This is a genomic window from Vibrio sp. S/42/10 (genome assembly GCF_029890535.1).
Lineage (GTDB): Bacteria > Pseudomonadota > Gammaproteobacteria > Enterobacterales > Vibrionaceae > Vibrio > Vibrio cyclitrophicus.
This window is the reverse complement of record NZ_JAKMZC010000001.1, coordinates 228224-250412: the sequence shown is the minus strand read 5'-3', so window position 1 is coordinate 250412 and position 22189 is coordinate 228224. Positions and strand designations below refer to the sequence as shown.

23 protein-coding genes, 1 riboswitch and 1 other annotated feature are annotated in these 22189 nt (G+C 43.2%); of the genes, 13 read left to right on the top strand and 10 right to left on the bottom strand.

Features of this window, described 5'->3' with window-relative positions:
* Nucleotides 1–117 precede the first annotated feature (117 nt).
* A complete protein-coding gene (hflD, locus tag L8S15_RS01125) occupies nt 118–735 on the bottom strand; it encodes a high frequency lysogenization protein HflD (protein WP_280571915.1) in 618 nt (205 codons plus the stop codon).
* A gap of 42 nt (nt 736–777) precedes the next feature.
* Nucleotides 778–1914 carry a tRNA 2-thiouridine(34) synthase MnmA gene (mnmA, locus tag L8S15_RS01120; protein WP_010439984.1) on the bottom strand — a complete coding sequence of 379 codons (1137 nt, stop codon included), beginning with the start codon at nt 1912–1914 and terminating at the stop codon, nt 778–780.
* A gap of 204 nt (nt 1915–2118) precedes the next feature.
* Here mnmA and L8S15_RS01115 point away from each other — a divergent pair, with 204 nt between their 5' ends.
* Together L8S15_RS01115 and L8S15_RS01110 are read left to right on the top strand one after the other, a co-directional pair.
* A complete protein-coding gene (locus tag L8S15_RS01115) occupies nt 2119–2388 on the top strand; it encodes a hypothetical protein (RefSeq protein WP_010439986.1) in 270 nt (89 codons plus the stop codon).
* A gap of 102 nt (nt 2389–2490) precedes the next feature.
* Nucleotides 2491–3795 (top strand): inosine/guanosine kinase, encoded by a 1305-nt coding sequence (locus tag L8S15_RS01110; RefSeq protein ID WP_010439988.1) that lies wholly within the window; start codon nt 2491–2493, stop codon nt 3793–3795.
* Nucleotides 3796–4008: 213 nt separating this feature from the next.
* On the opposite strand, the gene L8S15_RS01105 is transcribed toward L8S15_RS01110, so the two are convergent.
* Nucleotides 4009–4419, bottom strand: a complete 411-nt coding sequence (locus L8S15_RS01105; protein ID WP_010439989.1) for an H-NS family nucleoid-associated regulatory protein — start codon at nt 4417–4419, stop codon at nt 4009–4011.
* 364 nt (nt 4420–4783) lie between these two features.
* A riboswitch (Lysine riboswitch) is annotated at nt 4784–4961 on the top strand.
* A 112-nt stretch (nt 4962–5073) separates the two neighbouring features.
* On the opposite strand from L8S15_RS01105, the gene L8S15_RS01100 reads away from it, so the two are divergent.
* The 9 genes from L8S15_RS01100 to hisIE all read left to right on the top strand — a co-directional run bounded on the left by L8S15_RS01100 (nt 5074) and on the right by hisIE (nt 14329).
* Nucleotides 5074–6666, top strand: coding sequence for a Na+/H+ antiporter NhaC family protein (locus L8S15_RS01100; protein WP_010439990.1), 1593 nt, complete (start codon nt 5074–5076; stop codon nt 6664–6666).
* 188 nt (nt 6667–6854) lie between these two features.
* Nucleotides 6855–6990: a sequence feature (His leader region), on the top strand.
* Nucleotides 6991–7043: 53 nt separating this feature from the next.
* The gene (gene hisG, locus L8S15_RS01095) at nt 7044–7940 is read left to right on the top strand and encodes an ATP phosphoribosyltransferase (RefSeq protein ID WP_280571914.1); all 897 of its coding nucleotides are present in this window, start codon (nt 7044–7046) and stop codon (nt 7938–7940) included.
* Nucleotides 7940–9241 carry a histidinol dehydrogenase gene (gene hisD, locus L8S15_RS01090; protein WP_016768564.1) on the top strand — a complete coding sequence of 434 codons (1302 nt, stop codon included), beginning with the start codon at nt 7940–7942 and terminating at the stop codon, nt 9239–9241. Before hisG ends, hisD begins: the two co-directional genes overlap by 1 nt.
* A 9-nt stretch (nt 9242–9250) precedes the next feature.
* Nucleotides 9251–10291: a histidinol-phosphate transaminase gene (gene hisC / locus L8S15_RS01085; RefSeq protein ID WP_280571913.1), complete on the top strand. Its 1041-nt coding sequence runs from the start codon at nt 9251–9253 to the stop codon at nt 10289–10291.
* 127 nt (nt 10292–10418) lie between these two features.
* Nucleotides 10419–11507, top strand: a complete 1089-nt coding sequence (gene hisB / locus L8S15_RS01080; protein WP_016784630.1) for a bifunctional histidinol-phosphatase/imidazoleglycerol-phosphate dehydratase HisB — start codon at nt 10419–10421, stop codon at nt 11505–11507.
* Between the two features lie 24 nt (nt 11508–11531).
* Nucleotides 11532–12146, top strand: a complete 615-nt coding sequence (gene hisH, locus L8S15_RS01075) for an imidazole glycerol phosphate synthase subunit HisH (RefSeq protein WP_010440008.1) — start codon at nt 11532–11534, stop codon at nt 12144–12146.
* Nucleotides 12147–12189: 43 nt separating this feature from the next.
* Nucleotides 12190–12927: a 1-(5-phosphoribosyl)-5-[(5-phosphoribosylamino)methylideneamino]imidazole-4-carboxamide isomerase gene (gene hisA, locus L8S15_RS01070; protein ID WP_010440012.1), complete on the top strand. Its 738-nt coding sequence runs from the start codon at nt 12190–12192 to the stop codon at nt 12925–12927.
* A complete protein-coding gene (gene hisF, locus L8S15_RS01065; protein WP_010440014.1) occupies nt 12909–13682 on the top strand; it encodes an imidazole glycerol phosphate synthase subunit HisF in 774 nt (257 codons plus the stop codon). Before hisA ends, hisF begins: the two co-directional genes overlap by 19 nt.
* On the top strand, nt 13679–14329 hold the full coding sequence (gene hisIE, locus L8S15_RS01060; RefSeq protein ID WP_010440017.1) for a bifunctional phosphoribosyl-AMP cyclohydrolase/phosphoribosyl-ATP diphosphatase HisIE: 651 nt from the start codon (nt 13679–13681) through the stop codon (nt 14327–14329). Before hisF ends, hisIE begins: the two co-directional genes overlap by 4 nt.
* Nucleotides 14330–14512: 183 nt before the next feature.
* Here the strand turns inward: hisIE and L8S15_RS01055 are convergent, their stop codons facing one another.
* From L8S15_RS01055 to L8S15_RS01040, 4 genes are all read right to left on the bottom strand, one after another.
* Nucleotides 14513–15037, bottom strand: a complete 525-nt coding sequence (locus L8S15_RS01055) for a YchJ family protein (RefSeq protein ID WP_280571912.1) — start codon at nt 15035–15037, stop codon at nt 14513–14515.
* A 118-nt stretch (nt 15038–15155) separates the two neighbouring features.
* Complete coding sequence (locus tag L8S15_RS01050; protein ID WP_010440023.1) at nt 15156–16373, bottom strand: EAL domain-containing protein; 1218 nt, start codon at nt 16371–16373, stop codon at nt 15156–15158.
* A gap of 123 nt (nt 16374–16496) precedes the next feature.
* A complete protein-coding gene (gene lpxH / locus L8S15_RS01045; RefSeq protein ID WP_010440026.1) occupies nt 16497–17231 on the bottom strand; it encodes a UDP-2,3-diacylglucosamine diphosphatase in 735 nt (244 codons plus the stop codon).
* 88 nt (nt 17232–17319) lie between these two features.
* The gene (locus L8S15_RS01040; RefSeq protein WP_010440028.1) at nt 17320–17814 is read right to left on the bottom strand and encodes a peptidylprolyl isomerase; all 495 of its coding nucleotides are present in this window, start codon (nt 17812–17814) and stop codon (nt 17320–17322) included.
* Nucleotides 17815–18004: 190 nt separating this feature from the next.
* On the opposite strand from L8S15_RS01040, the gene cysS reads away from it, so the two are divergent.
* Both cysS and L8S15_RS01030 read left to right on the top strand, forming a co-directional pair.
* Entirely contained in the window at nt 18005–19390 is a 1386-nt protein-coding gene (cysS, locus tag L8S15_RS01035) for a cysteine--tRNA ligase (RefSeq protein WP_280571911.1), read from the top strand.
* Nucleotides 19391–19492: 102 nt separating this feature from the next.
* Nucleotides 19493–20071 carry a thymidine kinase gene (locus L8S15_RS01030; RefSeq protein WP_004734584.1) on the top strand — a complete coding sequence of 193 codons (579 nt, stop codon included), beginning with the start codon at nt 19493–19495 and terminating at the stop codon, nt 20069–20071.
* Nucleotides 20072–20206: 135 nt separating this feature from the next.
* Here the strand turns inward: L8S15_RS01030 and L8S15_RS01025 are convergent, their stop codons facing one another.
* From L8S15_RS01025 to L8S15_RS01015, 3 genes are all read right to left on the bottom strand, one after another.
* Nucleotides 20207–20797: a YdcF family protein gene (locus L8S15_RS01025; protein WP_280571910.1), complete on the bottom strand. Its 591-nt coding sequence runs from the start codon at nt 20795–20797 to the stop codon at nt 20207–20209.
* Nucleotides 20798–20858: 61 nt separating this feature from the next.
* A complete protein-coding gene (locus L8S15_RS01020) occupies nt 20859–21713 on the bottom strand; it encodes an NAD(P)H-binding protein (protein WP_010440036.1) in 855 nt (284 codons plus the stop codon).
* 114 nt (nt 21714–21827) lie between these two features.
* Nucleotides 21828–22058 (bottom strand): TIGR02647 family protein, encoded by a 231-nt coding sequence (locus L8S15_RS01015; RefSeq protein ID WP_010440041.1) that lies wholly within the window; start codon nt 22056–22058, stop codon nt 21828–21830.
* Between the last annotated feature and the right edge of the window lie 131 nt (nt 22059–22189).

The following is a 22189-nucleotide window of genomic DNA, read 5'->3' as shown; positions in this document are numbered from 1 at the left end:
AATTTTGAGAGGTTTATACCAGTAACAATCTCAATTGTCACGCACATTGCGCAAACGTTTGCGTGAGAGTTGTGTTGATACAAAAAACAAGCTCGCGACGAGGCGCGAGCTAATAAATCACATTCGAGCTAATAAGATTTGAGCTTGCTCGATCATCTTCTTACGACCGAAGATTAGGTGGCGACGTTTACCGCCAACCTGGCGCCAAAGCACAGCGCTTCGAATCCCTGATAGAAGAAGCGCACGAACCTTATGTTGGCTCGACGTCTGTTGAAGTACTGATGGTGTCCCAGATACCTGAATGCGAGGGCCGATAGGACTCACAACATCTAGGTAGATGCTCGCTAAGTTACTGATCATTTGCTCGTCAAACAGATCAAAGTGTTCAGTTTGGCGTTCTGCCGTTTGTATACGGTCGCCAAGTTGAGACATCGAATCGTTACGAGAAGATAGTTTACGCTCAAGCGCCATCAAGCTGATGATGTAGCGCGTGATATCGCTACCAGCTGGAGTACTATCGATACCTTTTACTAAGCACTCAAGGCCAAGCTTTAGGTTCGCTTCACGTCCAAATACGCCCACAGTATTCACCGGATTGGTATTCAAAATAGCACTGAGTGAAGCTTCGAAGGCATCTTTATCACAATGGCCGTTTTTCGCTACTTGTTGAACCAAAGCCACAGCTTGGCAAATTCCGGCGAAAGCAATAGTACGGTCATAAAGTGTATTAGCCACGTAGTAACTCCTAGTTGTCTTCTATCGTTCGTTTGATAATAGTTAGATGCGCTTTTCGATGATACCACCACCAAGACAAACGTCGTCTAGATAGAATACTGCCGATTGACCAGGGGTCACAGCAATCTGTGGTTCATCAAAAATAACCTTAATGTTCTCGTCATCAATTGGGATGATTGTACAAGGAATATCGGTTTGACGGTAACGAGTTTTTACCGTGCATGTCATAACTTCAGTAATTGGTGTGCGATTTACCCAGTGAAGCTGAGAAGCAATCAAACCCTCTGATTTCAAAAGAGGGTGGTCTTTACCTTGTACTGCGATCAGCACATTACGCTTCAGATCTTTTTCACCAACAAACCATGGTTCTTCATTACCACCACCACCTTTGGTGCCACCAATATGCAGGCCTTTACGTTGACCTAATGTGTGGTACATCAAACCTTGGTGTTGACCAATTACTTGGCCTTCAGGTGTCTCGATGTTACCCGGCTGTGCTGGTAGGTACTTGCCTAAGAATTCAGTGAACTTACGTTCACCAATAAAGCAGATGCCCGTTGAGTCTTTTTTCTTTGCTGTAATCAAATCTTGTTCTTCAGCAATACGTCGCACTTCAGGTTTCTCTAATTCACCAACTGGGAATAGGCTGCGTGCCACTTGGTCTGAGCTTAATGTGTATAAGAAATAGCTTTGATCTTTGTTGCTGTCTAGGCCACGTAGCATTTCTGGTTTCACACCAGCGTCTAGCTCTTCTTGAGTAGGAAAAGTACGACGAACGTAGTGACCCATCGCAATGTAGTCTGCGTCTAATACTTCATCTGCAAACTCTAAGAATGCTTTGAATTTGATTTCTTTATTACAAAGAATGTCTGGGTTTGGCGTACGACCTGCTTTGTACTCAGCAAGGAAGTATTCGAATACATTGTCCCAGTACTCTGCGGCAAAGTTGATAGTGTGAAGGTGGATACCTAATTTGTCACATACCGCTTGAGCATCAGCAAGATCTTCAGCTGCCGTGCAGTATTCTTCGTTATCGTCTTCTTCCCAGTTTTTCATGAAAAGGCCTTCTACCTGATAGCCTTGTTGCTGAAGAAGATACGCCGATACTGACGAATCTACACCGCCGGACATACCGACAATTACTTTCTTTTCGCTGTTTCCAGAGCTGATATCTGACATGTCTAAACACCGTTACTATTACTTGGTCGCAGATTCTAACAGAAAGAGAAACGCCGTGACAGATCCGAGACCGGAATCACAGTTTCATTTGCACAAATAGTGCGCTGACTTTGTTAGAGAATCGCATGAGAGCGAGGTGAGTCGCTAGGATGTCAGAAGTATATGTGGCATAGTCGCTCGAAATCCAAGACCTGAGATAAAAAAATGTCTGAACAAAATGAATTTATGCAAGAAGAAGAGCTGATTGAGATCATCGAGAACCAGCTTGAGGATGGCGAACCAGTGAAAGTGAAAGAGACGTTGATGCGTTTAATGATGACTGGTACACCGCGTGAAGAAGCAATTGCGGCTATGGCATGTGCACTGGCTATTGAAGTATTTGACGTAATGAAAAATGGTGCAGAGTTCAATCAAAAACGTTATGCAGAGCATTTGGGTATGCTGCCTGATTTAAGCTTTATGGAAGGCGAATAAAAAAATAGTACAGCAAACGTTTGCTATAGTTTGAAAGATTGCCGCGTTAAATATTGCGCGGTAGAATCCGCCACCTATTTCCCCTTGACTTAGACTAGCCCTATGAAATTCCCTGGACAACGTAAATCAAAGCACTATTTTCCGGTTCACGCTCGTGACCCTTTAGTTAGCCAAGCTCAAACTAGTAAAAGAATGTCACGTACTCATATTATCGGCATTGACCAAACATTGGTGGATATCGAAGCGAAAGTGAGTTCTGAGCTAATCGAAAAATATGGCTTAAGTAAGGGACATTCGCTAGTCATCGGTGACGAAGCTGCAGAGTCTTTATATCAAGAATTAAAAGAGCAGTGCTTGATTACCAATGAATATGCTGGTGGTACGATCGGCAATACATTACACAACTATTCAGTGCTGGCAGATGACCGTTCAACGCTGCTAGGTGTAATGAGCCAAGATATTAAGATTGGTAGCTATGGTTATCGTTATTTATGTAATACATCAAGCAGAATGGATCTGAATCATTTACAAGGGGTAGATGGCGCAATTGGTCGCTGCTTTGCATTAATTACTGAAGATGGTGAACGTACTTTCGCAATTAGCGAAGGTCAAATGAACCAACTAAAACCTGAGAGTATTCCTGAAAAGATCTTCAAAAGTGCTTCTGCTTTGGTATTAACCGCTTATTTAGTTCGTTGTAAACCTGGCGACCCAATGCCTGATGCAACAATGAAAGCGATCGAGTACGCGAAGAAATATGATGTACCCGTTGTATTAACGTTGGGAACTAAATTCGTTATTCAAGATGATCCAGAGTTTTGGAAAGATTTCCTTGAGCAGCATGTAACAGTTGTTGCAATGAACGAAGACGAAGCGGAAGCGTTAACTGGTGAAAGTGATCCTCTTGCCGCTTCTGACAAAGCGCTAGAGTGGGTTGACTTAGTTCTATGTACTGCAGGCCCTGTTGGCCTATTTATGGCGGGTTACACAGAAGACGCCGCAAAGCGTGAAACGTCTTTACCTCTATTACCGGGTTCTATTGCGGAATTTAACCGTTACGAGTTTAGCCGTCCTGCTCATAAAAACTTATGTGACAACCCGACTAAGATCTATTCGCACATTGCACCTTATATGGGGGGCCCTGAAAAGATCAAGAATACCAATGGTGCAGGTGATGCTGCGTTATCGGCTTTATTGCATGATATGGCTGCGAATAAATACCACAAAGAAAACGTGCCTAACTCAAGTAAGCACCAACATTCATTTTTGACGTATTCGTCTTTCTCGCAAGTTTGTAAATATTCAAACCGAGCAAGTTATGAAGTGTTAGTTCAACACTCTCCACGTTTATCTCGTGGTCTTCCTGAAAGAGAAGACAGTTTAGAAGAAGCTTACTGGGAAAGATAAGGTGTAGTACTTATCAAATGAACTTCTCGGTTTATTAAGTACGCTACTGTGTTTATCAAATCCAGTAACGAATAACAAAATATAAAAAAGGCTCCGAAAGGAGCCTTTTTTGTTTCTGAATATATTCAAGCCGTAAATAATACTTTGGTCGACTTAAATATTAATTCTATTGCTTAGTGTGTTATTGATTATTCACTTAGCAAACACGATGCGTTAAAGAGCAAACTCTTCTAGAGATTTACCAGCATCTAGTTGTTCTTGGATAGCTGAAGGCGTACGGCCTTGACCTGTCCAAGTTTTCTCGTTGCCGTTTGCATCTACATATTTGTATTTAGCTGGGCGAGGAGCACGTTTAGCTTTTGTCGTTTTAGATTTTGCTTCACCAGAAAGTGCAGCGATAAGATCAGCAACATCAATTCCGTCTTTTGCAATTTGTTCAGCGATAGCAGAAAGCTTAGCTTCTTGCTCTGCTTTAGCAGCACGTTCTTCAGCTTCAGACTCTTGACGCTCTTGTACAACAATAGTCAGCTTGTCTAGCGCTTCTTCAAGTTGCTCAAGAGTTAATTCACGTGAGAATGCACGAAGGCTGCGGATATTTAATAAAGTTTTTGTTAATTCAGACATGATATTTCCCATCAAGGTAAACTAAATAATCCTCCTAATAATAAACAGAGCCTAGGAATAAAACAAATAGTATTTCTTCTATTACATATTTAAATAAAGAATTGAGATGAATAGTTGAAAATGAAAAGGCGAACTCCTAGTGAATTTATAATAATTATTAAGAATATCTAAAAAACTGATATGTGACTGGTGGAGTAATTACCTTAAGTTGACTATTCTTCTATTGATTACTTCATTAACAAAAAACTATTTTTGTCGGAATGATATGTTGCAATGCTGCCCTTGATGAGTACAATTGCGGCTACCTGATGCGATGCTTTGGTTGATTTGTTGTTAAACTTTGGTTTCAACGGTTAATAATGTTATCGCACGTAGAGGTGCAATTATAAAAAGTAGTTTTCGTTGGGGTGATGCCAATGAACGGGAATGAAAGGTCTAATTGCCGAAGTAAATTGTATATCTAAGCAATTTGCTGGGGTTGTGCTCAATAGGTACAACACTGCCATAGTCTTAATTTTAAACTATGGAGCGCTACTGTAGGGTTGGGTGAAGTGTTCACTTCCCTTTCGCTTAGTTCAACATGAGCTTGATAAGCCGTATCAAGTTTGTCTGCAGTAGATCTCTAGCCAAATAAAAAACTGGTTTTTGAAGATCATGAATTTAATAGATTTTGCAACATCGCCTTTATCTTTGCTTCCTCCCCTTGTGGCCTTAACTCTCGCTATTGTTACCCGCCGTGTATTGGTTTCCTTGGGTGTCGGTATCGTTATGGGTGCGATTTTACTTGCTGATTACTCAGTAGGTAACGCAGCTAGCTACGTGTTTACTAAAGCTTCTGGTGTTTTCATCGAAGATGGTGGCATTAATACCTGGAACATGAGCATCGTCGCATTCCTAATTATTCTTGGAATGACAACCGCCTTATTAACATTATCTGGTGGTACGCGAGCATTCGCTGAGTGGGCCCAGTCTCGTGTTAAGAGCAAACGTGGTTCAAAACTACTTGCTGCTTTCTTGGGTGTGTTCATTTTTGTTGATGATTACTTCAACAGCTTAGCGGTAGGTGCTATCTCTCGTCCTGTTACAGACCGCTTTTACGTATCTCGCGCTAAGCTTGCTTATATTCTGGATTCTACTGCTGCTCCAATGTGTGTGATCATGCCGGCTTCTAGCTGGGGTGCTTACATCATTACTATTATTGGTGGCATCTTAGTAACACACGGTGTGACAGAGTACTCAGCATTGGGTGCTTACGTTCGTCTTATCCCGATGAATTTCTACGCTGTGTTCGCACTATTAATGGTATTTGCCGTTGCATGGTTCGGTCTAGATGTTGGTAAAATGCGTGAACATGAGATCGAAGCATCTCAAGGCCGTGGCTTTGAAGGTGACAACGATCAAAAGCAAGCTCACGACCTAAATGAAGAGCTAGACATTCAAGAGAGTGAAAACGGCTCTGTCTCTGATCTCGTTATGCCAATCGTATCGTTAATCGTAGCGACGGTAGCTGCAATGCTTTATACCGGTGGTCAAGCGCTTACCGCTGACGGTCAAGCATTCAACTTGCTTGGTGCGTTTGAAAATACAGATGTAGGCAAGTCTCTTGTTTACGGTGGTGTTGTTGGCCTGCTTGTTGCGCTAGCGACAGTGTTTAAGCAAAAGCTGCCAATGTCTGATATCGCAAGAACAATGTGGATCGGTGCTAGCTCTATGTTTGGCGCTATCCTGATTCTTGTGTTTGCATGGACTATCGGTTCTGTTATCGGTGACATGAAAACCGGTTCTTACCTTTCGTCTCTAGCAACAGGTAACATTGATTACCACTGGCTACCTGTTATTTTGTTCCTTCTTGCTGGCCTGATGGCATTCTCGACAGGCACATCATGGGGTACATTTGGTATCATGCTTCCTATCGCGGGTGACATGGCTGCAGCCTCTGACATCGCTCTAATTCTGCCTATGTTAAGTGCGGTTCTTGCGGGTTCTGTGTTTGGTGATCACTGTTCTCCAATCTCTGATACGACGATTCTCTCTTCTACCGGTGCTCGTTGTAACCACATTGACCACGTATCGACTCAGCTTCCTTATGCGCTGTCTGTGGCCTTCGTATCGTGTGTTGGTTTCATTACCTTAGGTATGACATCATCAACTGGCATCGCATTTGGTGCGGCGTCTCTAACGTTTGTTGCTGTATGCTTTGCATTGGCTTATTTCTCTCGCTGCAAAATGGCGACGTGCAACAGCTAATCATCATCTGATTGAATAATGAAAAGGGAGGCTGCGGCTTCCCTTTTTTGTACCTGTTAAATTAATTTGAGTTTTAGTGAAAAAAGTTCGAATAAATGGTTGAAAAAGGATGTCAGCTTAGTTAGTGTGGAGACAAGACAGCAAACAACCTAAGAGCTTATAAGTATGCGTAAATTAGTAATGAACATTCATCACCATCATCACCCTATCTAGTCTTTCGGGGAGATTTACGTATACCCGGGAGCAAGAATTCTCCCGGAGGTTAAGTCAAAGAATTTAGATTTAAACCCTCGGGACGACAAAGTCTTCCGAGGGTTTTTTAGTTTTAGCACTTTTAAATAATCAATAAATTCAAATATTTGCACAGGGATACAGCAATGCAGACACAACGCCTAAGAATCGCAATTCAAAAGAAAGGTCGCTTAAGTAAAGAGTGCCAAGACTTACTTAAAAAATGTGGTGTTAAATTTAACATCATGGGTGAGCGCCTAGTGGTTCATTCACTTAATATGCCAATCGACTTGTTACTGGTTCGTGATGATGACATTCCAGGTCTTATCATGGACGGTGTGGTTGACCTAGGTTTCATTGGTGAAAATGAGCTAGAAGAAGTTCGCCTAGACCGCGTTGCTCTAAAAGAGCCATCGCAATTTAGCACACTACGTCGTTTAGATTTCGGTGGTTGCCGCCTTTCTATCGCTATCAACAAAGATGAAGAATACAACGGCCCACAAGACCTAGCGGGTAAACGTATTGCAACAACCTACCCACAACTACTAAAAGCCTACATGGATGAGCAGGGTGTTGAATTCAGCACTTGTATGCTAACAGGCTCAGTTGAAGTAGCACCTCGAGCTGGACTAGCGGACGCTATCGCAGATTTGGTTTCTACAGGCGCTACGCTAGAAGCGAATGGCCTAAAAGAAGCAGAAGCTATTTTTCAATCTAAAGCAACGTTAATTCAACGCACCGGCGAATTTGATGCAGACAAAGAAGCATTAATTGAAAAACTACTGACTCGTATGCAAGGTGTTCAGCAAGCGAAAGAGTCGAAGTACATCATGCTTCACGCACCAACGTCTCAATTAGAGCAAATTAAAGCGCTATTGCCTGGAGCTGAAGATCCTACTGTTCTTCCTCTATCTACAGATAAAGACAAAGTTGCCGTTCACCTAGTAAGTACTGAGAACTTGTTCTGGGAAACTATGGAACAGCTGAAAGAGTTGGGTGCAAGCTCGATTCTAGTATTACCAATCGAAAAAATGATGGGGTAGTGACGATGAGAACCGTTGTTTGGCAATCTTTAAGTGAATCACAGCAAGACTCGGTATTAGAGCGTCCAGCTATTACTGAAGGTGCAAACATCACAGCGACTGTTTCTGATGTTATTGCAAAAGTACGAAATGAAGGCGACGCCGCACTCAAAGAACTGACTGAAAAGTTCGATCGTGTGACTCCTGAATCAATTCGAGTTACTTCGAATGAGATTGAAGAGGCGTGTGCTCGTCTAACACCAGAAATGAAGCAAGCGCTAGAGCAAGCTTATAGCAATATTGCCAAGTTTCATGAAGCTCAGAAGCCTCAGTCAATTAAGGTTGAAACTCAACCTGGCGTTTTGTGTGAGCAGGTAACGCGCGCGATTAATACGGTTGGTCTTTATATTCCTGGTGGCAGTGCGCCACTTCCGTCAACGGTTCTTATGTTAGGTGTACCCGCTCAGATTGCGGGTTGTCGTAAAGTTGTCTTGTGTTCGCCTCCACCAATTGCTGATGAAATCTTGTATGTCGCTAAGCTTTGTAAGATCGACGAGGTTTACAACGTTGGTGGTGGTCAAGCGGTTGCGGCAATGGCTTACGGTACCGAGAGTGTGGCTAAAGTCGATAAGATCTTCGGCCCGGGTAATGCCTATGTAACGGAAGCGAAACGCCAAGTCAGCAATGACTTCCGTGGTGCTGCAATTGACATGCCTGCTGGTCCATCAGAAGTGATGGTGATTGCAGATGAAACTGCAGATGCAGACTTCATCGCTGCGGATTTATTGAGCCAAGCGGAACACGGCCCTGATTCTCAGGTTGTCTTGGTTACGCCGTCTCCGGTTATTGCTGATCAAGTAACGGATGCGGTGCAGAAACAACTGAAAGAGTTGTCTCGCGCTAACATCGCTCAGCAAGCATTAGCATCTAGCTTGATTATCATCTCAGAATCAATCACTCAAGCTATCGCAATTTCGAACTTCTACGGTCCTGAGCACTTAATTGTTCAAACCAAGAATCCACGTGAGTTGTTGCCGTTGCTAGACAATGCAGGTTCAATATTCTTGGGTGACTGGTCTCCAGAGTCTGCAGGTGATTATGCATCAGGTACAAACCACGTATTGCCAACCTACGGTTACACCAAAACGTATTCGAGCCTAGGTTTAGCAGATTTCTCTAAACGTATGACAGTACAAGAACTAACAGCCGATGGCTTGAAAGGTCTAGCACCGACAGTGGTGACGATGGCTGAAGCCGAAGGTTTGGATGCTCACAAGCGTGCTGTGACTATCCGAGTTGAAAAGTTAAATAGAGCGAAGTAGGGGCGGAGCATGGAAAAGTTAGCAAGAAAACAAGTTCAGGCTCTAACACCTTACTTGTCTGCAAGGCGCATTGGCGGTAGCGGAGATGTATGGTTGAACGCCAATGAATCTCCGTTTGATAACGAGTACAGCTTAAATCTGACTCGCCTTAACCGCTACAGTGAATGTCAGCCAAAAGAATTAATCGATGCTTACGCACAATATGCAGGTGTAACACCAGAGCAAACATTGACAACACGTGGGGCTGACGAAGGCATTGAGTTACTGATTCGCGCTTTCTGTGAGCCAAACGAAGATGCAATTCTTTACTGTCCACCCACTTACGGTATGTATGCGATCAGCGCCGAAACCATTGGTGTCGAACGTAAAGTGGTGCCTCTGACCTCTGAATGGCAATTAGATCTTCCCTCTATTGAAGCTCAACTAGACAACGTGAAAGTGATATTTGTTTGTAGCCCAAACAACCCAACGGGTAACTTAGTTGATCGTAAAGACATCATTAAATTGCTTGAAATGACGCAAGACAAAGCGATTGTGGTGATGGATGAAGCGTATATCGACTTCTGCCCTGAAGCGTCAACGGTCGATTTGCTTGCTCAATATCCGAATTTAGCGATTTTGCGTACTCTTTCCAAAGCTTTCGCATTAGCGGGACTACGCTGTGGCTTTACGCTAGCAAACAAAGAGCTTATCGATGTACTGTTGAAAGTGATTGCACCATACCCAGTGCCAATCCCTGTTGCTGACATTGCGGTTCAAGCCCTTTCAGAGCAAGGTTTAGCAAGAGCTAAGTTTCAAGTTCTCGATTTAAGTGCTAATCGCGCTTATTTACAAGCTGGCCTACTTGGTATACCTCAAGTAACGGTATTTGATGGTTGGGGTAACTATTTATTGGTTAAATTCCCTAACGGTGACGAATTGTTCAAAGTGGCATGGGACACTGGCATCATCTTGCGTAATTCGCCAATTGAAGATTGTGTTCGTATTAGTATTGGTAATCGAGAAGAGTGCGAAAAGACACTTGGATTCATTCGTAACTTTTTTCAGTAACGAAGGCTTACCAGTAATCACATTGGACAGTTGTGTTTAATCAACATAGCTGGCCAATGAATCAGACATTTGGGTTAGCGGTTGATTTTAGCTAGGCCACCAGATTTAAAATTAAAAGGAAGTTCAAGTGAGTAAACAACAGAAAATACTTTTTATAGACCGTGATGGCACCTTAATTGTTGAGCCGCCAGTCGATTTTCAAGTAGACCGTTTAGACAAATTAAAATTCGAACCGCTCGTGATTCCTAGCTTGTTAGCATTGCAAGATGCGGGCTACCGTTTAGTGATGGTGACTAACCAAGATGGTCTAGGTACCGATAGCTACCCACAAGAAGATTTCGATGCACCACACAATATGATGATGGAGTTTTTCGAGTCTCAAGGCGTTAAGTTTGACGACGTGCTTATTTGTCCTCACTTTGACGAAGACAACTGCTCTTGCCGCAAGCCTAAGTTGGGTATGGTTAAAGAGTATCTACAGGGCGGTAAAGTCGACTTTCAACATTCTGTTGTGATTGGCGATCGAATGACTGATCTTCAACTTGCTGAGAACATGGCAATTCGCGGGATTCAATATGGCCCAGATGCGGCAACGGAAGGTACGCTTAACTGGCCACAGATTGTTAAAGATCTGACGGTTAATGCACGTGTTGCTGAAGTGGTTCGTACGACTAAAGAAACTGATATCAAGGTTGCAGTAAACCTTGATGAAACCGGTGGCAACAAGATCGATACGGGCATGGGTTTCTTCGATCACATGCTTGATCAAATCGCGACACACGGTGGTTTCCAGATGAATCTAACTGTGAAAGGCGATCTACACATTGATGATCACCACACAGTAGAAGATACGGCTTTAGCTCTAGGCCAAGCACTTAAAGATGCGCTAGGTGATAAACGTGGGATTGGCCGCTTTGGTTTCAGTCTACCAATGGATGAATGTTTGGCGCAGTGTGCACTAGACCTTTCTGGCCGCCCATACCTGAAATTTGATGCTAAGTTCAGCCGCGAACAAGTGGGTGATCTTTCGACTGAGATGGTGGTTCACTTCTTCCGTTCTCTAACCGATACGCTAGCTTGTACGCTACACCTTTCTTCTAATGGCAATAATGACCACCACATCATTGAAAGCCTATTTAAAGCGTTTGGTCGTACTCTTCGTCAAGCAATTAAAGTTGAAGGTAACGAGTTACCAAGCAGCAAAGGCGTACTGTAAGGCTAACGTTAGCAAGGAAAAACAATGAAAGATCAAAAAGTCGTTATTATTGATACTGGTTGTGCCAACGTTTCCTCAGTGAAGTTTGCGATTGAACGTCTGGGCTACGCAGTTGAAATTTCGAAAGAACCAAAAGTTGTTCTAGCTGCCGATAAGTTATTCCTACCCGGTGTAGGTACAGCAAGTGAGGCAATGAAGAATTTGCAAGAGCGTGACCTCGTTAGCCTTGTGAAGCAAGTCGAGAAGCCTCTGCTTGGTATCTGTTTAGGTATGCAACTGTTAGGTAAACTGTCTCAAGAGAAAGGCCAAAAAGCCGACGAGATAGTGGAATGCTTAGGTTTGTGTGATGGCGAAGTTCGCTTGCTTGAAACGGGTGATTTGCCACTACCACACATGGGTTGGAACACTGTAACCGCAACACCGAATCACCCGCTATTTAAAGACATTGAAGAAGGCGAGTATTTTTACTTCGTACATAGCTTTGCAATGCCAGTAGGTGACTACACAATCGCACAATGTGATTACGGCAATCCGTTTACCGCTGCCGTTCAAAGCGGCAACTATTATGGTGTTCAGTTCCACCCAGAGCGTTCGTCAAAAGCAGGCTCTAAATTGATTCAAAACTTCTTGGAACTGTAATAAGGATTAGGCATCGGCTAACGCTGCCCTATAAGGAATGTAAATGATTATTCCCGCATTAGATTTAATTGAAGGCCAAGTAGTTCGCTTATTCCAAGGCGATTACGGGCAAGTAACAGAATACAAAGTAGACCCAGCAGAGCAGTTTAATCTGTATCACCAAGCAGGCGCAGGTTGGCTTCACCTAGTAGACTTAACCGGCGCAAAAGATACAACAGCTCGCCAGCTAGACTTAATCGCCAAGCTACTTGCAAGCACACCAGCCAATATTCAAATTGGTGGTGGTGTTCGCAATGAACAAGATGTAATTGATTTGCTAGAAGCCGGCGCACAGCGCGTTGTGGTTGGCTCGACTGCTGTTAAACAACCTGAACTTGTGAAAGGTTGGATGGAAAAATACGGCGCTGAAAAAATCGTACTTGCTCTGGACATCAACATTGATGAAAACGGCACACGTAAAGTGGCGATTTCAGGTTGGCAAGAAGATTCAGGTGTGACCATCGAAGCGCTAATTGAAGATTACCTAACGGTTGGCCTCAAACACGTTCTCTGTACAGATATTTCACGTGATGGCACGCTAGAAGGATCAAACGTAGAGTTATACATTGACCTTTGTAAGCAGTACCCACAAGTACAATTTCAATCATCGGGTGGCATTGGCAGCCTAGCTGATATCGAAGCTCTGAAAGGCAGCGGCGTTGCGGGTGTGATTGTTGGTCGCGCACTGCTTGATGGCAAATTCACCGCAGAGGAGGCATTTGCATGCTGGCAAAGCGAATAATCCCTTGTTTGGATGTCCGTGATGGGCAAGTGGTTAAGGGCGTTCAATTCCGCAACCACGAAATTATTGGTGACATCGTTCCGCTAGCACAACGCTATGCAGAAGAGGGCGCTGATGAATTAGTGTTTTACGATATCACTGCATCAAGTGATGGACGTGTGGTCGATAAAAGCTGGGTGAAACGCGTAGCAGAAGTGATTGATATTCCTTTCTGTGTGGCTGGTGGTATCAAGTCAGCGGAAGATGCAGCACGCATTCTTGAGTTTGGTGCAGATAAAGTCTCAATTAACTCGCCTGCATTGGCTAACCCACAACTGATTACTGACCTTGCTGATAAGTTTGGCGTGCAGTGTATTGTTGTTGGTATCGATTCATACTTCGATAAAGATACCGGTAAATATCAGGTTTACCAGTTCACTGGCGATGAAGCGCGTACTAAAGCAACCAAGTGGGAAACCAAAGATTGGGTGAAGGAAGTACAAAAGCGTGGCGCAGGTGAGATTGTGTTAAACATGATGAACCAAGATGGTGTTCGTAATGGCTACGATATTGATCAGTTAAACATGGTACGCGAAGTGTGTAATGTACCTTTGATTGCGTCTGGTGGTGCAGGTGCGATGGAACACTTTGCTGAAGCCTACAAGAAGACAAACGTGGACGGGGCACTAGCGGCTTCGGTATTCCACAAACAAGTCATCAATATTGGTGAACTTAAACAGTATTTAAAACAACAAGATGTAGAGGTGCGACTATGAGTTTTGAAACCGCAAGCTTATCAAAAACAACAGTAGGCGCATTATCAGAGCGTATTAACTGGGAAAAAGTAGATGGTTTAGTTCCTGCCATTGTTCAAGATTACCAATCTAGCCAAGTGTTAATGATGGGATACATGAACCCTGCAGCACTTGAGAAAACCGGTGAAACTGGCAATGTTACGTTTTTCTCTCGTACTAAAGAGCGTCTTTGGACGAAAGGTGAAACGTCGGGCAACGTATTGCAACTGAAAAACATCGCTTTGGACTGCGATAACGATACTTTACTTGTTAAGGTAAATCCCATTGGCCCAACGTGCCACACAGGTACAACAACGTGTTGGGATGGAGACAAACAAGAAGAAACACAGATGGTGTGGCTTCATCAGCTTGAGCAGCTACTGGCTGCCCGCAAGGACGCAGACCCTGAGTCTTCTTATACTGCCAGTTTATATGCCCGTGGCACCAAGCGTATTTCGCAAAAAGTGGGCGAAGAAGGCGTTGAAGTCGCGCTTGCGGCGACGTCGGGCGATAAGGCGGAATTAGTGTGTGAATCAGCAGATTTGATTTACCACTTGATGGTTCTTTTACAAGACCAAGGCTTATCGATGAACGATGTGGTGAACAAATTAAAAGAGCGCCATAAGTAAGCTCTCTTTAGATTAATCGACTACGTAACAGATAAATAAAAGCCCCTTAAACAATTATGTTTACGGGGCTTTTTTAGCATTCAATTCTTGAGCATATCTCTTCGACTTTAGGCCTCGTCATTCCGAGGAGTCTAAGCGACATCAGGAAACTCTCCTCTTAATCTAACTTCCTAGACACATGAGTTAGCCGCAGCACTTTTTATACTTCTTACTGCTACCACAAATACACGGGTCATTGCGGCCGATCTTGAAGCTCTCTACAGTTTGGTTTAGGCGAGGATCTATCTCTGGTTGTGTTGCGTCTTCTTGTTCATTTTCTTGATTGGGGAAAGCGCCATCAATGTAGAACCAAATACCGTCTTCACGAACAAAGCGAGAACGTTCTTGCATACAGAACTGCTCAACCCCGTCGTTGAAGTAAGCTTTAAACTCAACAAAGCCTTCGTTCTCATGTGAACCTGCGGCAGTATCGATGACTTCTAAACCCGCCCAATCACTATCAATGGATTCAGCAATACCTTCTCTCTGCGCTTCTGCATTACAAGTCGGGTGGCAAGTAGCAACCACATAATCAACCAAACCAAGTACATGTGCAGAATAGCGTGAGCGCATCAATTGTTCAGGTGTTTCGACTGAATTGTGGTCAAGATGTGCGGGTTCACAGCACTGTTGGTAAGTATTTTTGCTACCACAAGGGCATAAAGACATAGTCAGTTCCTGTAAAAATGGCCTCGATTAAGAGGCCATAAATGAATGCATTGGAGTTTAGCAAGAAACGATCGCTCACCAAAGCTTAGTTTCTATTGCTGTTTTTGTAGGGAGTGTATTATTTCAATGAAGGTGATAACAGATCTTGAGCCCAAGTAGTGGCCTCATCATACGCTTGTCCGAGGTCTGCTTCGCTCAGTTTGAGCAGCTTACGAATGCGTGTCGCTTCATCCCAGCGAGCTTGCTCGTACGCAATGACCATCGCCATGATCGCACCAAGTACACCTTTACGCTGAATAAGAGCTTGTTTGATCTCTTCATCGATGGGTACTGAGTCCAATACTTGCTTTAAAGGCTGATCAAAGAGTGAATCGAGTAGCGAGAACATGCCGGTTAAAAAGGCTTGTCCAGGTTCAACTTTCACATTCATCTTTTCTACTAACAGTTCACATTGACGAGCGCGCAGTACCGCTAAACCATAAAGTGAATCCGGTTTATCTTCTTTCGCAGATGCGATTGCCACTAGTGAAACGAACTTACGCAGTTTCTGTTCCCCAAGGTAAATGAGTGCTTGGCGAAATGAACGGATAGTCGTCGCTGAACCGCCCGCAGAGTTTACGTAGGTGAGTAGCTTATAAGAGAGTGTTACATCCAATGTGATCAAACGTTCGACTTCACTGAAATCGATAGGATCGTGGGCTATTTCTTTTAGTAACTGAACGATAGTCAGAAAAGCAGGACTAAGTGCGCGAGTTTGGATCATTTCCGGTTTACTGAAGAAGTAACCCTGAAAATAAGAAAATCCGGCTTGTTTCGCTTCTTGATACTCATCGTAAGTTTCAACTTTTTCGGCAAGAAACTTGATATCCAATTCTCTCATAGAGTTCATGAACATTGATGCTTTTGTTATTGAGATCAAACGAATATCAAATTTAATGATAGATACGTAAGGCAAGAAACGTTTCCATGCTTTGCTTGGCACAAAGTCGTCCAACGCGATGGTATAACCCGCGTCGTAAATGGTTTTGATCGCTTCAAGCAATTCGTCCGTTGGTTCACAATCTTCAAGAACCTCAACAACGAGGCTTTCTTTCGGAAAGAGGGTAGGGACTAAGTTAATCAGACTTGCATAAGGAAAATTCACGAACCCCAACTTATCACCAAGCGTATTATAGTGAGTTGATAGGAAGTGATCGGAAAGCAAGCGGCTTGTAGCGAGTTCCGGTTCTACTTCAGGGAAAGTGTTCTTAGGACCGTCCCTGAATAGCAACTCGTAACCTATGGTTTTCTTGTCAGCATCGAGTATTGGCTGACGCGCTACATATGAATATTTCAACTTCGTACTGTGTTCGGTTTAGTTCTGATACAGAGATAATAGCTAATTGGAGAAAAATTACCATCTACAATCTTAGAAAGTCTGACCCATAATAATAATCAATGTGAAAGATGAGGAGTGACGTTAAAAGCGGTTGCTAAACTCACGATTCTGTAGTTCAAAACTTTGCGGAGTGAATACCAGAACTGAGCCCTGCGTGTACCAATCACCAAGTACGATACGAGTTTTAGTGCAACTATTGGTATTGAACCTATGAATGTCTGGGCGGTGCGTGTGACCGTGGATCATGAGATCTACATTATTTTGCGCCATCACATTTTCAACTTCTTGTTGTGTTACGTCCATGATGTCTAAAGACTTAGTCTGCTTGTCGTCCTTGATATCGGATTGAACCTTAGAAACAATTTTCTTTTTGATAAAGAATGGAATTCTATTGAATACCCATTGTAGCCAGGGCTGATGTACTTTTTCACGGAAGGCGAGATACTTTACATCTTCAGTGCACAAGGTATCACCGTGTAATACCACGGCTTTTTGTCCGTAGATATCGATCGTTGAAACTTCATCTAGTAGTTGGACGCCCGTTTGTTTGGCAAACTTTTTACCAACTAAAAAGTCCCGGTTGCCCTGAGTGAAATAACAAGGCACGCCAGTGTTAACTAGATCAATAAATGCTTGGCGAATGGAAGTAGCGAAATCGCTCGTATCGTCGTCACCAATCCAGAACTCGAAAAGGTCACCAAGTACATACAGTGCATCCGCTTCTACGGCTTCGTTTTTCATGAAGGTTAAGAAACAATCTGTGATGTCTGGTCGCGACGGGGCTAAGTGCAGATCTGATATAAAATATGTTTTCATAGGTCTAAAAAAGGGAGCGATTCGCTCCCTGTATCCTGATTTATCGGTTCACCAATGGTAATGATTAATACTAATCGAAAGCGAGTAATTAAGCTTCGATTGTAGTACCAGTGATGATCACTTCTTCTAGAGGTACATCTTGGTGCATACCCATAGAACCAGTGCTAACACCTTTAATCTTGTTTACGATGTCCATACCTTCAACAACTTCTGCGAATACACAGTAACCCCAACCGTCTAGGCTTTCGCTACGGAAGTTTAGGAAAGAATTGTCGTTCACGTTGATGAAGAACTGAGAGCTCGCTGAATGTGGTTCCATAGTACGAGCCATTGCAAGTGTACCTACTTTGTTAGCTAGGCCGTTGTTTGCTTCGTTCTTGATTGTAGCGCGAGTCGTTTTTTCTTTAAGGCCAGAAGTCATGCCACCGCCTTGAATCATGAAACCATCGATAACACGGTGGAATAGTGTGTTGTCGTAGAAACCGTCACGGCAATACTGTAGAAAGTTTGCGCTTGTTTCTGGTGCTTTTTCTTCGTTAAGTTGAACTTTGATGTCACCAAAATTTGTGTGAAGGATGATCATGATTGTTACCTTACTGTCTTTTTAATATGAAGTTCGAATTCTAGCGCATGTTGGCGGACTTTCAAATCACCAAATCATTCACTTAACTCAGATGTTTGAGGTAATTCCTGCTTTGGGGGATTACCTATTAAGGTATGACTTGTTATACTGCGAGCTTATTTTTGATTAATCCATAAAATAGATAGAGATCATGCTGAAGATATATAACACGCTCACAAGACAGAAAGAGGAATTCAAACCAATTACAGCTAGCAAAGTCGGTATGTATGTCTGTGGGGTAACCATATACGATCTCTGTCATATTGGTCATGGCCGTACGTTCGTTTCTTTCGACGTAGTAACTCGTTACCTTCGTTACCTTGGTTACGATTTGAACTTCGTTCGTAACATTACTGATATCGATGACAAGATCATCAAACGCGCTAACGAAAACGGCGAGTCTTGTGATTCTTTAACTGAGCGCTTGATTGGTGAAATGCATGCAGATTTCGATGCATTGAATATGAAACGCCCAGATGTAGAGCCTCGTGCAACAGAATTCATCACTGAGATCATTGAGTTAGTAGAAAAGCTAATTCAACGCGGCTTTGCTTACGTAGCAAGCAATGGCGATGTGATGTTCGAAGTTAAGAAGTTCGATGAATACGGTAAGCTTTCAAAGCAAGACTTAGATCAGCTTCAAGCTGGTGCTCGTGTCGATGTTGACTCTGCAAAACGCAGCCCATTAGATTTTGTTCTTTGGAAAATGTCTAAGCCAGGTGAACCTACGTGGGAATCGCCATGGGGTCCAGGTCGTCCAGGTTGGCACATTGAATGTTCAGCAATGAACTCTTCTATTCTTGGTAATCACTTCGATATCCACGGCGGCGGTTCAGATCTACAATTCCCTCACCACGAAAACGAGATTGCACAATCTTGCTGCGCACATGGTACTCAGTATGTAAATACTTGGATGCACAGTGGTATGGTAATGGTAGACAAAGAAAAAATGTCTAAATCATTAGGCAACTTCTTCACGATTCGTGATGTGCTAGCTCATTACGATGCCGAAACGGTACGTTACTTTCTAATGTCTGGCCACTACCGTAGCCAACTAAACTACAGTGAAGATAACCTAAATCAAGCACGTGCTTCATTAGAACGCCTCTACACGTCACTTCGTGGCTTGGATCTAACAGCAGCTCCGGCTGGTGGTGAAGAATATGTAACTCGTTTCTCTACTGCGATGAACGATGATTTCAACACACCTGAAGCTTATTCAGTGCTGTTTGAAATGGCTCGTGATATTAACCGTATCAAGACAGAAAGTATTGAAAAAGCAAGCGCTCTCGGTGCATTGATGCGTGAACTTGCCGACATCATCGGTATTCTTCATCAAGACCCAGAAGCTTTCCTTAAAGGTGATGCTGCTGGTAATGACGACGAAGTAGCAGAAATTGAAGCATTGATTAAGCTACGTAATGATTCTCGTGCTTCAAAGGATTGGGCTAACGCTGACCTTGCACGTGACAAGTTGAACGAGTTGGGTATTGTTCTGGAAGATGGTCCAGAAGGCACGACTTGGCGTCGTAAGTAAACTTTATAAAAAAGGGCTGATTTTCAGCCCTTTTTTCTAGCAAAAATTCTTTAATTTCACCTTTGCTTTTATCTTCAACTTTTAATTAACAGGAATATTTCTGTGGCTCAGATGTATTTTTATTACTCGGCAATGAATGCGGGTAAATCAACAACGCTTCTTCAATCTTCTTTTAACTATCAAGAGCGTGGTATGACGCCAGTGATCTTTACCGCAGCGTTAGACGACCGCTATGGTATTGGTAAAGTGAGCTCACGAATTGGTCTGCAATCTGAAGCTCAACTGTTTAAAAACGACACTAATATGTTTGACGCTATCCAAAAACTTAATGAAGAAGAAAAGCGTCATTGTGTTTTGATCGATGAGTGTCAGTTTTTATCGAAAGAGCAGGTTTACCAACTAACAGAAGTCGTAGATAAGCTGCACATTCCTGTACTTTGCTACGGTTTGCGCACTGACTTCTTGGGTGAGCTGTTTGAAGGTAGCCGTTACTTATTGTCTTGGGCCGATAAGTTAGTTGAGCTGAAAACGATTTGCCACTGTGGTCGTAAAGCGAATATGGTGATTCGTACTGATGAGCACGGTGTTGCGATTGCTGAAGGTGACCAAGTGGCCATCGGTGGTAATGACCAATATGTTTCTGCTTGCCGTCTGCACTACAAAGAAGCGTTAGGTAAATAAACGGCTCTTTGGTTGATTTTGCTTAGAGAACAAAGCAAAGATTAGCAATCTAAAGTAAAAAGCTAAGAATAATAAACGGTGGCCAAGTGCCACCGTTTTTGTTTCCTGAAACGTACTATTACGTTACCTAAAGCTTTATTCTAAACCCAGTTTCTTCAATACTTTGTAAGCATGGTCAACGTCATCAGGGATTGGCATTTCAATCTGAAACCCTTGAGCAGGGTACGTTTTGATTCTTTCAAAGTCGGCAACTAAAGCCCCTAGTACCATGTCCAGTGGCAACTCTTCGTTAAAGTAATTGACCCAACTTTGCCATTGCGAAGTCACTCTAATTTCCGCCGCCTGTTCTGGCCATTGTTTGCTGAATGTTGCGTAGGTACGTTTTTCCATAAAGGGCTTTTGTACCAAGGTCAGTCGCTTCGGTGATAGCCCACGTTTTGTAAGCAAGTCATAGGTAAAACGAACATTTTCGCCAGTATTAGTCGCGTGTTTTTCAATCAAAATGTCTGAATCAGGTACTCCACAATCTCTGGCAATAGCGGCAAATGTTTCAGCTTCTGAGCATTCAAAATTTCCCTCAGTAAAACGTCCCACTCCGCCTGAGAAAACGATGTAAGGCGCTACTTTTTGGTGATAGAGATCTGCCGCGTATTCAGCAACCCGAGTATCGTTGCTACATAACACAAAAATGCAGTCTGAAGTTTCTACGTTATGGTTCATCGACATAAAATTCCAAAGGATGTCTATGGAACGATGCAATTTAACCTTGGGGTTTATAATCGATAGTTCAGTCATGAAGTGCGTCCAGTGTGGAATTGAACTTAAACGAGTAGCCTAAGTCGAGAATCTTTTTCGAAGAGATCAGCTTGTCTGGTGTATCAACAATGGGCGGTAAAGGTTCACTACTGTTGGCGCTTTTCAATGCCGCGGCATAAAATTCCGCCTTACTGACCGTATTTGGCGTCGTCACGTTGACCACTTCGTTGTGCAGCTGACTAATAGCGAAGTCGACCGCGTTAATTGCGTCATCAAGGTGAAGCATGTTGGCGGGAGCCTGAGAGCTGACTTGTCTAAGTCTACTGGCAAATCTTGACGGATGACGATTCGGACCAATTAATCCACTAAAGCGAAGAATGGTATAATCGATACCTGAATCAATCACTGACTGCTCAGCTCGCAACATGACTCGTGCGTTATCAGAAAATGAAGGTGCATGGCCGTTATCTGAGTTTGATAGATTCAGTGACGCATCCGGTTCGTGCAGAACGCCGGGCTTAGTAGGGTAGACCGTTGTTGAACTGACCATGAGCAGTTTCTTTATGTTAGCTTTTTTGCAAGCCGTCGTTAACTGTTTCCAGTAAGTGGCATACTCTTGTCCTGCGCCTTTTCTAAAGCCTGGAGGGAAGCTGCCAATGACGATTTCAGTGTTGTTTTCCAGTAGGAGTGAGTAGAGTCGGCCAATAGAGCGTTCAGGTTGCGCGGCATCAAAACTGAACACTTCACAAGGAATGCATTCGTTGCCAATAGCATCAGCGCCTGACTGAGTGGTCTTCGTAACGACGACTCGGTGACCATGTTTGACGAGATGTTCAGATAAGGGGACACCAACCCAGCCTGCACCAACAATAAATATAGAAGCCATGTGTTCCTCACAACTGCAAATGACGAATTTACATTAAGCCTAACAAACCTTTGGCTAAAAATGAAAAAACTCCACGGCCGAAGCAAGTGGAGTTTTTTCTAGAACAATCGAGCTTTAGTTTAGTACGCGAATGAGCTTATCTGCGCGTTCTGCCATCTCGATACCTTCATCTGTTAGGTAACCGCCGTCTGGCTGAGTGCAAAGGTTTTTTTCGAATAGGCGCTTAACGGCGTCTTGAGTTTCTTGAGCAGCCTCTTGATGAACTTTAATTCCGGTAGCAGCGCTACTTACATCAAATTGAAGAAGGAGGTTTAAATCAGCAATATGTTCAGCGTTGTACTTCATAATTAACCTATATATTCATAACGTTCTCTACCTTCACCTTAGTGCGCATTGACAGCTCAGGCAATAGCAAATAAATAGAATTGATAAGTGATACCAAATTGAATGATTAATCATCGCATGAAGGACTTATT